The organism is Nocardia sp. NPDC127606 (assembly GCF_042671725.1).
Lineage (GTDB): Bacteria > Actinomycetota > Actinomycetes > Mycobacteriales > Mycobacteriaceae > Nocardia.
Genome location: NZ_JBHXWQ010000001.1, coordinates 1,133,329 through 1,145,679 on the forward strand (window position 1 = coordinate 1,133,329; position 12,351 = coordinate 1,145,679).

The 12,351-nt window shown below is 65.4% G+C and carries 12 protein-coding genes; 2 read left to right on the plus strand and 10 right to left on the minus strand.

The features are described from left to right. Nucleotides 1-6: 6 nt before the first annotated feature. From ACFVJ5_RS05375 to ACFVJ5_RS05415, 9 genes are read right to left on the minus strand one after another with little or no spacing between them, the layout of a single operon-like run. Entirely contained in the window at nt 7-1,518 is a 1,512-nt protein-coding gene (locus ACFVJ5_RS05375) for an aldehyde dehydrogenase (protein WP_379218639.1), read from the minus strand. 55 nt (nt 1,519-1,573) lie between these two features. After that, nucleotides 1,574-2,818, minus strand: coding sequence for an amidohydrolase family protein (locus tag ACFVJ5_RS05380; protein WP_379218640.1), 1,245 nt, complete (start codon nt 2,816-2,818; stop codon nt 1,574-1,576). Next, on the minus strand, nt 2,815-3,150 hold the full coding sequence (locus ACFVJ5_RS05385; RefSeq protein ID WP_379218641.1) for a hypothetical protein: 336 nt from the start codon (nt 3,148-3,150) through the stop codon (nt 2,815-2,817). The genes ACFVJ5_RS05380 and ACFVJ5_RS05385 overlap by 4 nt, the downstream gene beginning before the upstream one ends. Continuing rightward, the gene (locus tag ACFVJ5_RS05390; protein WP_379218642.1) at nt 3,147-4,418 is read right to left on the minus strand and encodes an aromatic ring-hydroxylating dioxygenase subunit alpha; all 1,272 of its coding nucleotides are present in this window, start codon (nt 4,416-4,418) and stop codon (nt 3,147-3,149) included. Before ACFVJ5_RS05390 ends, ACFVJ5_RS05385 begins: the two co-directional genes overlap by 4 nt. A gap of 11 nt (nt 4,419-4,429) precedes the next feature. Continuing rightward, nucleotides 4,430-5,272: a TauD/TfdA dioxygenase family protein gene (locus ACFVJ5_RS05395; RefSeq protein ID WP_379219788.1), complete on the minus strand. Its 843-nt coding sequence runs from the start codon at nt 5,270-5,272 to the stop codon at nt 4,430-4,432. A 7-nt stretch (nt 5,273-5,279) separates the two neighbouring features. Beyond that, nucleotides 5,280-5,609 carry a hypothetical protein gene (locus ACFVJ5_RS05400; RefSeq protein ID WP_379218643.1) on the minus strand — a complete coding sequence of 110 codons (330 nt, stop codon included), beginning with the start codon at nt 5,607-5,609 and terminating at the stop codon, nt 5,280-5,282. Next, nucleotides 5,606-6,913 (minus strand): aromatic ring-hydroxylating dioxygenase subunit alpha, encoded by a 1,308-nt coding sequence (locus ACFVJ5_RS05405; protein ID WP_379218644.1) that lies wholly within the window; start codon nt 6,911-6,913, stop codon nt 5,606-5,608. Before ACFVJ5_RS05405 ends, ACFVJ5_RS05400 begins: the two co-directional genes overlap by 4 nt. After that, a complete protein-coding gene (locus ACFVJ5_RS05410) occupies nt 6,910-7,497 on the minus strand; it encodes a carboxymuconolactone decarboxylase family protein (RefSeq protein WP_379218645.1) in 588 nt (195 codons plus the stop codon). The genes ACFVJ5_RS05405 and ACFVJ5_RS05410 overlap by 4 nt, the downstream gene beginning before the upstream one ends. Beyond that, nucleotides 7,494-8,288 (minus strand): SDR family NAD(P)-dependent oxidoreductase, encoded by a 795-nt coding sequence (locus tag ACFVJ5_RS05415; RefSeq protein ID WP_379218646.1) that lies wholly within the window; start codon nt 8,286-8,288, stop codon nt 7,494-7,496. The genes ACFVJ5_RS05410 and ACFVJ5_RS05415 overlap by 4 nt, the downstream gene beginning before the upstream one ends. A gap of 262 nt (nt 8,289-8,550) precedes the next feature. Between ACFVJ5_RS05415 and ACFVJ5_RS05420 the strand changes: the two genes are divergently transcribed. Next, complete coding sequence (locus tag ACFVJ5_RS05420; RefSeq protein ID WP_379218647.1) at nt 8,551-9,147, plus strand: TetR/AcrR family transcriptional regulator; 597 nt, start codon at nt 8,551-8,553, stop codon at nt 9,145-9,147. Nucleotides 9,148-9,164: 17 nt separating this feature from the next. Here the strand turns inward: ACFVJ5_RS05420 and ACFVJ5_RS05425 are convergent, their stop codons facing one another. Beyond that, the gene (locus ACFVJ5_RS05425) at nt 9,165-9,782 is read right to left on the minus strand and encodes a TetR/AcrR family transcriptional regulator (protein WP_379218648.1); all 618 of its coding nucleotides are present in this window, start codon (nt 9,780-9,782) and stop codon (nt 9,165-9,167) included. A 109-nt stretch (nt 9,783-9,891) separates the two neighbouring features. On the opposite strand from ACFVJ5_RS05425, the gene ACFVJ5_RS05430 reads away from it, so the two are divergent. Then, nucleotides 9,892-11,493: an MFS transporter gene (locus ACFVJ5_RS05430; protein WP_379218649.1), complete on the plus strand. Its 1,602-nt coding sequence runs from the start codon at nt 9,892-9,894 to the stop codon at nt 11,491-11,493. Nucleotides 11,494-12,351 lie beyond the last annotated feature (858 nt).

Genomic DNA, 12,351 nt, shown 5'->3' on the forward strand with positions numbered 1-12,351 from the left:
GGCTGCTCATGCGCCGCGGATTTCGCTCGGTGTGTCCGCCGTAATACCTTGCGGTGCAGTGGAATTCACGACGCCCCGGCGAATCGATAGCGAGACGGTGTCGAGATAGCCCGCCAGGCCCTCGGCGCCGAACTCGCGGCCGATGCCGCTGTTCTTGACTCCGCCGAACGGCGCGACCGGATCCATGCTGTAGGGCTCGTTGACACCGACGGTGCCCGAACGCACACGGCGGGCGATCGCGGTCGCGCGCGCGATGTCAGGTGACCACACCGAGCCGGAGAGCCCGTATTCGCTGTCGTTGGCGAGGTGGACCGCGTGGTCGTCGTCGGTGTAGGCGATCACGCTCAGTACGGGACCGAAGATCTCTTCCTGCGCGATCCGCATGGCATTGTTCACGTCGGCGAAGAGAGTCGGCCGGATATACCAGCCGCACTCGATGCCCGCGGGCAGCTCCGTGCCGCCGACGAGCAGGCGGGCTCCTTCGCGTCGGCCCAGGTCGATGTAGTCGCGAACCCGTTGCTGCTGGCGGCGCGAGACCATCGGGCCGATGCGCGTCGCGGGATCGAACGGGTCTCCGACAGTGAGGTTTTCGATCGCACTCACCAGCGCGTCGACGAATTCGTGCCAGCGGTGCTGGGGGACAAGCACCCGGGTTTGGGCGACACAGGCCTGGCCGCCGTTCATCAGCCCGGCCACCATCATGCCGGTGGCGACGGCCTCGGGATCGGCGTCGTCGAGCACCACCGCGGCGGACTTGCCGCCGAGTTCGAGGCTGACCCGGCGGAGCGCGCCACCGCAGACCTCGGCCACCTGCCTGCCCGCCGCGGTGGAACCGGTGAACGAGACCTTGTCCACGCCAGGGTGAGCGACCAGGTGCCTGCCGACTTCGCGCCCACCGGGCAGGATGCTGACCACCCCGGGCGGCAATCCGACCTGGTCGAGCAGCTCCGCCAGGTGGTGCGCGTCCAGGGGTGTCTCCGGCGACGGCTTGAGCACGACCGCGCAGCCGGCGAGCAGCGCGGGAATCAGCTTCGCCACCATCAGGAACATCGGCATGTTCCATGGAACGATCGCGGCCACGACCCCGACGGGTTCGTGCCCGACGACGACGTCACCGCCGAGGAATCCTGTTCTGGTCTCCTGCCAGCGGAATCCGGCGGCGGTCTCGGCGAATGCGCGCATCATGACGCCGGGCAGTTTCGCGTGCGCCGAGTGCGAGAAGGTGATCGGCGCACCCATTTCGGTGGTGATCAGCTGGGCTAGTTCGTCTTCTCGTGCGCGGTAGCACGCGGCCAGCTCGCGGATGATCGCCACGCGCTGCTGCGGATCGGTACGCGGCCACGGGCCCGCGTCGAATGCGCTACGTGCCGCCGCGACCGCGCGATCGACATCGTCGGGTGCCGGGTCGGCGACCCGCGCGATCACCTGCTCGGTGTGCGGCGAGATCACCTCGATCGTTGCGCTGGTGGCGGGCTCGACCCAGTGCCCGCCGATATAGAGCTGCTGACGTGGCGACATTGCTACCTCGGATCTGATGCGCGCATTCGGGTTGCGGGCGAACGGGTTTCGCTGACTACGGTTGCTTGTGGACGCGACCGTCTTTCATCACGAACCGCACGTCCTCGATGGTGGTGATGTCGACGGTGGGGTCGCCCGGCACGGCGATGATGTCGGCCAGCAGCCCGGGTGCCAGGCGCCCGCGATCGTCGATGCCGATCAGTTCGGCGCTGGTGACAGTGGCCGCTCGCAAGGCCTGCGCGGGTGTCATCCCGCGGTCGACCAGCGCCCACAGTTCCTTCGCGTTCTGCCCGTGCGGGACCGCGGGCGCATCGGTGCCACAGGCGATCTTGACCCCGGCCGCGATCGCCTTGCGCAGCGTTTCCCGCGCCCGGGGAAAGACCTCGGCGGCCTTCTTCTGCAGTGCCGGTGCCGCTTTGGACACGTCGAGACCTTCGGAGAGGTAGCTGGTCGGCACCAAGAATGTGCCGCGCTCGACCATCAGGGCGATGGTGTCGTCCTCGGCCAGCGAACCGTGTTCGATGCAGTCGACGCCTGCGCGGATGCAGGCCCGAATGCCGGCGTCGCCGTGGGCGTGCGCGGCGACGGGCACTCCGGCGCGATGCGCCTCGTCGACGATCGCGGCCAGCTCCTCGTCGGAGTACTGCTGGGCACCGGCGAGCGTGCCGTGCGACATCACCCCGCCCGAGGCCGAGACCTTGATGACCTCGGCACCGTATTTGATCTGGTAGCGCACACATTCGCGGACCTGCGGCACCCCGTTGGCGCGGCCCTCCTCCACCGTGATCGGCATGATGTGCGGGGCCAGGCGCTGGAACATCGTCGGGTCGAGGTGGCCGCCGGTCGGCGTGATCGCGTGCCCGGCCGCGACGATGCGCGGACCCTCGAGCCAGCCCTGCTCGATGGCGCGGTGCAGATCCACATCGAGCAGATAGCCACCGGTTTTCACCATCAGCCCGAGATTGCGGACGGTGGTGAAACCGGCGTGCAGGGTGGTCCTGGCGTTCACGGTCGCCCGCAAGGTCCGGTACACCGGGTCGTCCTGCACACCGTGCATCGGATTCGGCAGCCCCGAGGGGTTGTCGGGGCCGCCGATGAGCAGGTTGACCTCCATATCCATCAACCCGGGCAGCAGCGTGAGCGAACCCAGCTCGATGACCCGCGCACCCGCGGGCACCTCGACCGGATCGATCGCGGCGATCCGGTTGTCTGCCACGACGATCACCGCCGGTGTGTGCCGCTGCCCGGTCTCGACGTCGACCCAGGCCGCGGCGCGCAGCACGACGACCTGCCCGCTCACAGGCTCGGCTCGATCACACAGGTGAGCGACGCCGACCCGGTATCGGGGATGCGCGGCTGGCTCCACACCTCGACCGGGAAGGACACCTGAATCATCGAATACAGCAGATACATCAGGTTTTTCGCATCGTCGGGGACATCGTCGATCGTGAACTTGTCGCAATAGGCGAGCGCGTCCTCGGCGCGTGGGGCGATCGCGTCGTAGAACCGTTGCATCTCGGTCATGGTCGAGCCGAGGCGCCGGTCGTAGCGTTCGGTTTCGGTGGGCAGGCACCACACCGGGGCGAACTGCTCGAGATCGGCGAATTCGACAGGCAGCAGTGGTGCACTCATCGCCCGGCCTCCGCACGTTCGCGCTGATAGTCGCCGACCCAGTCCGCGGCGACCTTGTGCAGGTGCCGAAGCAGGATCTCCTGATCGTTGAGCTGGAAGTTGGTGACCGCTCGGGATTCGAGCATCATCTGCGTCGCCTCGAGCGTCGAAGAGTCCTGCAGCCCATACTCTTTGAAGGTGACCGCGGCCATTTCGTGGGCGACACGGTCGCGCGGCGAGCGCGCGGGCGTGAAGTACAGATTGCCTTCGAAGATGTGGGTGTTGTGGGAGGTCGGCCAGTACTGATAGGTCAGATACCAGCCACCGGACCAGATCAGAATGCTGAAATTCGGCCACAGCTGGAACGAATCCAGGCCCCAGGGGTCGCAGCCCGCCGGATTGAGTCCGGTCGGCATCGGCCCCAGATCGGGCACGTCCCACGGACCGAACAGTCCGCTGCGGGTGATGTCCTCCATCGGTTTGCGCATGGTGGGGTCGAGTTCCCAGGTGACCACGCCGGAGGTGCTGACCAGCCGGTGTGGGCCGTCGAGCTGATAGTGCGGTGCCTCGAATCCGGCCTGCTGGGCGGCGACGGAGAAGTTGTCCGGCGTCTGCTTCCCGTGCAGGATCGGCGCGTGATAGAACTCCTGGAAAGCGTCCAGGTAGAGCTTCCAGTTGGCACCGACTTCGGCCCGGTAGGAATAGCGTTCGGTGAGCTTGTCGAACGGGTATCCCTCCAGGCCGGTCACCATCGGGCCGAGGAACTCGCGCAGGGACTGACGCGGTTCGGCGGCCAGATTGACGAAGATGAATCCCGCCCAGACTTCGCAATGCACGCGCACCAGACCGAGAGTGTTCTTGTCGAGGTCGAAGAACTCGCTCTCCTGCTGCACGAAGGCCAGTGAACCGTCGAGTCCGTAGCGCCAGCCATGATATTTGCAGGTGAACTGGCGACACGTCCCCGAGGTTTCCTCGCGCGGGAATTCGTTCCACACCAGCTTGTTTCCGCGATGCCGGCAGATGTTGTGGAAGGCGTTCACACTGCCGTCGCGGTCACGGACCACGATGATCGAGGTGTGCGCGGCGTTGATCTCCTTGGTGAAGTAACTGCCGGTGCGCGGAAGTTGTTCGAGGCGGCCGACATTGAGCCAGGCGCGTTTGAAGATGGCGTCGCGTTCGAGGGCGAAGAACTCCGGGGAGATCGAGTCTTCGTAGGACATCGGTGCGGTGCCGAGTTCGGGGTAGTGCTGTGTCCAGCTACCCTCGGCTGGCTTGGGCCAACGAGGCATGGGGTGTTCTCCTATTCGATCGGTTCTTCACCGAGCACGGTGGTGCGCAACATCTCTCGCGGCGAACCCGCCGGATAGGGTGCGGCACGATGGATGACGCCACGGTTGTCCCAGATCACCGTGTCGCCGACCGCCCAGGTGTGTCGGTAGACGCGGTCGGGCGCGGTGCAGCGGCGCAGCAGGTCGTCGAGTAGCTCCCGGCTCTCCGCCGCGGGAATCCCGACGACATGGTCGGTCGAGGCGCCGAGTACCAGCGATCGCCGCCCGGATTTGTGGGTCCAGATCAGCGGATGTTCCTTGCTGGGCCGCCGTCGCCACACCGCGAGTTGCTCCGGCGTCGGATCCGGGGTGACCCCGCGTTGCGATGCCTCGAGTGAATGCACCACCCGCAACGGTGCGAGATATCGCTGTTCCTCGGCGCTCAGATCATCGAAAGCCCGGTAGGTGCTGGCGAATTCGGTTTCCCCACCGCTGGCGGCGACGGCCTTGGCGGTGAGTACCGTGGCCATCTGCGGGTAGGCGTCGTCCTCCGGGGTGCAGCCGTCGATGTGCCAGTCGAAGGTGGCGCGCAGATAACTCGCCGACGAGTTCTTGGCGGTGTCGAGGCTGACCCGGTAGATCCCCTCGGTCGGATGATGGCCCGGCGAGGTGTCGACCTGGCCGAGTGTGCGGCAGAACGCCACCTGGGTTTCCGGGTCCAACCGCAGGTTGCGGAAAACCAGTACCCCGTTGGCTTCGAGAGCGGTCATGATGGCCTCGGCCACGGTGTCGTCGGCGAGCAGCTGTTCGCTTGTCACGCCGATGATCTCGGCTCCGACGGTGTCGCCGATCTTGTCGATCGTAATCGTCATGATGGTTCCTTTACGGCCAGGGCTGTGCGATGCGTTCGAGCTCGGCATCGGCGCTGTCGACGGGCTTGGGCTGCTGGAAGATCTCCACCGCCATCGCGACCATCACCAGCGAATACACCAGGTGCAGCAGGTGTACGGCGTCCTCGGGAAGTTCGTCGAGCGGAAACTTGTCGCAGTAGGCGAGTGCGTCCTCGACACGGGGAAAACACGCGTTGTAGAAGGTGAGCAGCTCCTGCATGGAACTGTTCAGCCGGCGGGCGTAGCGCTCGGATTCGGTTGCCAGACACCATGTTTCGGCGAAACGCTCGAGATCGGCGAAGGCAGGCGGCAACATGGTCATCGCGCACCGGTCCCGGCGAGATCGCGACGGTACTCATCGACCCAGTCGGCGACGGCCTTGTGGAAATGGCGCACCAGAATTTCCTGGTCGTTGACCGGGAAATGCGTCAGACCGGCGGTCCGGTACGCCGACTCGAGCGCGGTTTGCGTGCCGGTGAGCATGCCCGCGTCCTGGAGCGCGAATTCCTTGAACACCACCGAGGCCACTTCGTGTTCGACCCGTTCACGGACCGTGCGCGCCGGCTGGAAGCACAACATGCCTTCGAACCGGTGGGAGTTGTAGGAAGTCGGCCAATACCGGTACAGCAGATACCAGCCGCGATAGACGAGGATCTCGATATTGGGAAAGATCTGGAAGTTGTCGATGCCCCACGGTTCGACCCGGCCGGGATTGAGTCCCTTGGGCGTTTCGCCGATCTCCGGCGATTCCCATGGCCCCACCAGGCCACTGCGGGTGAGCCGTTCGATCGGATACATGAACTCCGGCGGCAACGTCCAGCGTCGCGCACCGCCGGTGGAGACCAACCGGTGCGGTCCGTCGAGCTGGAAATGCGCGCATTCGAAACCCTTGCCAGGGGTGCGCACCGCACTCGGCACCTGTTGGGTGTGCAGGGCCGGGACGTGGTAATACTCCTGGAACGCGTCAGCGAACAGCTTCCAGTTGCTCTGATTGTCGGCCTTGAATTCGTACCACTCGGTCATCTTGTCGAACGGGTAGCCGTCCAGATCGGTGATCATGGGGCCGAGGAATTCCCGCAGGGTCTGCCGGGGCTCGGCATCGAGGTTGACGAAGATGAATCCGGCCCACACCTCGCAGTGCACCGGCGCGAGTCCCAAGTCCTTCTTGTCGAGGTCGAAGAACTCGCCTTCCTGCTGCACGAACGCCAGCGAACCGTCGAGCCCGTAGCGCCAGCCGTGGTATTTGCAGGTGAACTGGCGACATATTCCCGAGGTCTCCTCCTTGGGAAACTCGTTCCAGACGAGCTTGTTCCCGCGATGGCGACACACATTGTGGAATGCGTTGATCGCACCGTCGCGATCACGCACCACAATGATCGACGTGCGCGCGACATCGAGTTCCTTGGTGAAATAGCTACCGGTGCGCGGTACCTGCTCGATCCGCCCCACATTCAGCCACGCCCGCCGGAAGATCGCCTCGCGCTCGAGTTCGAAGAACTCCGGCGAGACCGAATCCTCGAACGACATCATCGAGGTGCCCAGCTCGGGATAGTGCTGGGTCCAACTGCCCTCGGCGGGCCGCGGCCATTGGTGTGGGGTGGCCGGTGCGTTCACAGATTTGCTCACGGTCGTTCCTCCGATTCCGGGTCCGGTTGCAGCGCAACACTGTTGAGAACCATCGCCAGGCACAGATACGAGCCGGCGACGAAGAGCAGCTCGAGCAGCTGCCGCTTGTCGAAATGGCGTTCCAGCAGGGCCCACGTGGTGTCGTCGACGCGATGCTGATCCAGCAGCTGGTCGGTCATGGCCATCAGCGATCGCTGCACGAGCGACCACACCGGGGCCTGCGGCCCGAGCCGGACCGCCTCGACCTGTTCGTCGGTCACGCCGAGCGCCCGCGCCATCCGAACATGTTGTGCCCATTCGTAATCCGACTCGCTGCGCCAGGCCACCCGCAGGATCACCAGCTCGCGATCGCGCGGGTCGAGCAGGGGACGATCGAGCAGCAGACCGTTGTAGGCCAGCCACGCGCCCGCCAGTTCGGTGTGGTGGGCGAGCACGCCGAGGATGCCCGGCATCGCCGGGGCGTCGGGCGCGCCGGACAGGTACTGATCGGCGGTTTTCACATGCCCGCGCAACATCGCCCTGGTCGGTTCGTCCCACTCGTGCACCGGTAGCGGCGCCAGGCGAGGGCCGGCGGATTCGGTCATATCACCGATCCGCCGTTCACGCCGAGCACCTGTCCGGTGATGTAGCCGGCCTGCTCCGAACACAGGAACGCGCAGGCGGCGGCGATATCGTCACCGGTGCCCAGATGCCCGACGGGAATCGCCTTGGCCATGACGGCGCTGTCGGGCAGGTGCCCGGCCGCCTGCGACCGGCGCGACATCGGCGTGTCGATCCCCGATGGCGGAATCGTATTGACTGTGATTCCGGCGGCGGCGTATTCGCGCGCCAATGCTTTGGTCATCGCCAGGACCGCGCCCTTGGACGCGGTGTAGTGCACCATGCCCGGCGACCCGCGCTGCGCGCTCGACGACGAGATCGTGACGATCCGACCCCATCCGGCGGCGAGCATGTCCGGCACAACGGCCTGCGCGCAGTGGAAAACCCCGTCCAGATTCACCGCGACGACCCGGTTCCAGGCCGCCACGGTGATGTCGGTGAACGGCGCGAAATCGACCAATCCCGCACTGGTGACCAGGATTTCGATCGCCCCGAACTCGACGCGAACCTTGTGCACTGCCTCGCGAACCGCGTCGCGATCGGTGACATCGACCGCGCAGGCCATCGCTGTCGCGCCCTCTGCTCGCAACTGTTCGGCTGCGCGTTGCGCGGCGGTGCCGTCGATATCGAGAACCGCGACCCGATGCCCTGCTTCGGCGAGTGCCGCACAGATCGACAGGCCCATCCCGGACGCGCCACCGCTGACGACCGCAACCCTTGACTGTGTCGACCGACCCTGTGCCGGTTCGGTTTTCGTGACAGCTGTGCCGTTCATGTCGGTATTCCTCTGCTCGTCGATCCCCGCCGCTGGGAGAGGGTCCGGCTGGCGTCAGCGTGTGCTTCGGGGGAGTGGGCGGCAGCAACGGACATGCCTGTGCCGGCCCTGGATGACCGTTCGAGGCCTGCTCAGAGGCCTTAATCGACTGCTCAAATTGAGCGAGTGATTAAGATATACGTGACGGCGCTCACGGCTGTCAAGAGTCGATCCGATCCCTACGGCAGGCCTCGCGCCTGCTGGGCAACCGAAAGGTCTCCGTGTGAAGCCCGAGCGCAGCGCAGGCACCGAGGACTCCAGCACCCGATCCGCACTTCTCGACGCGGCCCAGCACATCATGTTGGAGGAGGGCTACGCGGCCGTCAGCTCCCGGCGCATCGCCACCCGGGCAGAGGCCAACCCCGCGCTGGTCTACTACTACTTCGGGAACATGGACAACCTGTTCGTCGAGCTGTTCCGTCGAGGCGCCGACCGCAGCTACGAACGTCAACTACTGGCCTTGAAATCCGCCCAGCCGCTGTGGGCGTTGTGGGAAGCCATCCACGACCAGTCGCACACCGCCCTGACGATGGAATTCGTCGCGCTGGCCAACCACCGCAAGGCGATTCGCGCCGAGATATCGGAATCCTCCCGGCGATTCCGCGCGCTCCAGCTCGGTGCCGCGACCGCGGCGCTCGCTGAATATGGCACCAGCGCAGCTGGTTACACCCCCGGTGCCCTGGTCCTACTCATGTCGAGTGTGTCCCGTTTCCTGCGCATGGAGGAAGCCTTCGACGTCGACACCGGCCACGCCGACGTCATCGGCCTCATCGAATCCTTCCTCCGCGAGGTGGAAGGCGAACGGAGCGTCGAGCAATAGCGGTTGACGAGCTGGCGCTACGCCCGCCGTTCCTGCGGCGAAGTCGCGCTACGTGCCGCGAGGAAGTCGTCGACGATGCGGGCGCAATCTTGCGGCGTCGACGCTCGCAAGCCGATGAGCTTCGCGAAAACAAGCGGACCGACCAATTGCGACAGCACGAAATAGGTGTCGAATTCGCCCAGTTGCCGACGGGCATCGGGGGTATCGAGCACCTGGTCGAACGGCACCCGATACTGGTCGATGATGCGCTGGCTGAGCGAGGTTATGGCCGGGTTGTCGACGTTGCGGTCCGAGCCGGTCGCCAGCCATGCCAATGTCGACACCTGCAGTGGCGCATCGCGAATCGCGTCGGCCTGCCGTTCCAGCAGGGTGATCAACCGGTCCCGCAGCGGGCCTTCCGGCGGCGTCTCCAGCACCGGTGGCAGCAAACGTTCGATGGTGGCCGCGCGGAGTTGCATCGCATTGTCGAAATGCCGGTACAAGGTGGTTCTGGCGACTTTTGACAATTTGGTGACGCCCTCGATGGTCACCGCTTCCAATCCGCCGGCCTGCAACAGGTCGGCTGCGGCATCGAGTAGGCGGGCGCGCGAGCGTGCCTTGCGTGGGTCGGCCTCGACGTCGTCAGATCCGCTCATGGAGCCCAGTATTCCTCTGTCCGGCAGATCATCTCATCGGCCTGTCTCCGGCTGCACGCTTGTGCTACAAGTTGTAGCGTAGCAATACTAATAGTATCGGAGGCCCTCGATGGATCCCACCGGACGTGCGCGATTGTCCGCGGCCCAACGCTGGCTACTGACACTGTCGTGTCTGGCCGTCGTTCTCGTCACGGCCTCGATGGCGGCGCTGTACACGGCACTACCGGAGATCGCGACCGCCACGGGCGCCAGTCAAGCCGAACTCACCTGGATTGTCGACGGATACACCCTGGCGCTGGCCTGCCTCGTTCTACCCGCGGGTGCGCTGGGCGACCGGTACGGCAGGCGAGTGGTCCTCATCGTCGGACTGTTCCTCTTCTCGATCGCTTCGGCGGCGCCGCTGATCCTCGACACCCCGATCTGGCTGATCGCCGCGCGGGCCCTGACGGGGGTCGGCGCCGCGCTGGTGATGCCGTCGACGCTGTCGCTGCTCACCGCTGGATTCCCGGTGGAACGGCGAGGCAGCGCGATCGGACTGTGGGCCGGTGTCTCGGGCGTCGGCGCGATCCTGGGCATCCTCGGCTCCGGCATTCTGATCGAAAGGTGGTCCTGGGTCTCGATTTTCGTGGGGATGGCCGTTGTCGGCGCGATGCTCACGGTGGCAGCTTTCACCGTGCCCGAATCGGTTGACACGTCCAGGCCCGCAATGGACCCGCTCGGCGCGGTCACCAGCGCCCTGGCGATCGGCGCGATCGTGGTCGCCGCGATCGAAGCGCCCGCGCGTGGCTGGCTGGATCCGATCGTGATCGGCGCGACCGTGATCGGGCTGAGTTTCGCCCTCGCGTTCGTTGTCATCGAGAAGCGGGTCGCGCATCCGCTGATCGATATCCGGCTCTTCGCCGACCGCGGCTTCGGCAGTGGCACGGCGATCGTGACGGTGCAGTTCCTGGTGACCTTCGGCCTGTTCTTGCTGATCGTGCAGTACCTTCAGCTCATCCTGGGCTACCGGCCACTGGTCTCGGCGCTGGCGCTCGCCCCGATGGGTATTCCGATGGTGGCGATCTCCGCGTTCGCACCCTGGCTGGCAGAACGGGTCGGATTGCGAATCCCCGCCTTCGCGGGATTGTCGGCGATCGGGGGCGGACTGCTCATGATCGCGCAAGTCGACGCCGGGTCCTCCTATCTGGATCTACTCGGCCCGCTCCTGCTGATGAGTGCGGGGATCGGGTTGTGCACCGCCCCGGCCACCGCGGCGATAGTCGAGGGCACCCCGGTGGAGAAGCACGGCGTCGCGGCGGCGGTCAACGACGCCGCCCGCGAAGTCGGCGCCGCGATCGGCATCGCGATCGCGGGCAGTGTGCTCGCGGCGGGATACGGTCAGCGCATCGCCCCCGCGCTACCCAACCTCCCCGAGGCGGCACGCGAACCGGTCGGCGACTCACTCGCGGCGGCACTGCAGGTAGCGGAGCGCGCAGGTCCACCAGCGCAGCCACTGGCCGATTTCGCGAAGGCCGCGTTCATCCACGGGATGCACCAGTCCGCGACCGTGCTGGGCTGTCTGACTATCGGCGCCGCCGTACTCCTTGCCGTATGGGCACCAGGCCGACGCCGCGCATCCCCGACTTCCACTACAGAACCGGGCGATTCACGCCGAGCGGTCACGGCCGAGACCGGAGCGCACAGCGGGTCCTCGAGTTCGGAGACGAGATGAATCGTGTCCTGTTTTGTCGCGGCCGAAGTTGACCTCGATTTACGCGAAGCTGGCTTCGCCACTATGGAGTTGGCGCGCCTCCGGTGCTCGAACTACTGAATCGACCAGGGGCGATCTTGCCTCGCTACGCGGCGGCATCTGGATACACAGGGAGGGCTCAGCTTGGCTGGCTGGCTCGTTCGAGGCGAGCCGCATTGCCTCATGAACTTCAAGTGCTTCAACTGACCCAGGTTGTTGGCTGCTTCGTGCATTACACGATGCACTGAAGGGACTGGGGTACGAGGGGTTCGAGCCGTATGGGTGGCGTCGAACCGAGAATTCATGCGAATCGCTGCGAAGAGTCGTTTCGCGAAAAATTCTGGCGCTGAGCATAATTGGGAACTGATGGGTAGCGTCTTGGCAACTGGAGCGCGCGCCAGGTGGTCGCAGGTTCAAATCCTGTCAGCTCGACGATGAGACCCCCTCTGGCCTCGGCCGGAGGGGGTCTCGTTGCATTCGGAGATTTGACGTAAGATCATTGCACGCCGAATTACTGCCTTCATTCTTTAGGGACCCGAATTCAGTGGAGTTCGCCACCAATTCTCTTGCTACACGGCAAAATCGGTGGTTCGCAGCCCCACAACCACCGCAGGCGCAAATATACGAATTGTCGCATAATGGCGACCGGCGGGGGATCCGGTAGCCGCTACATCAGTCGAGTCCTGGGTCCAACTTCGGCGCGGGCTCGGGGTCTAGATTCGGGATAGCTGTGATGAGTTGAATGTTGGGAGGTGATCGGCTGCCTGTCGACAACGAGCGGACAGCCTGAGCCGCGGCCGCCGCCTCGTCACCGAACTCGCGACGAAGCCACACCCCGAC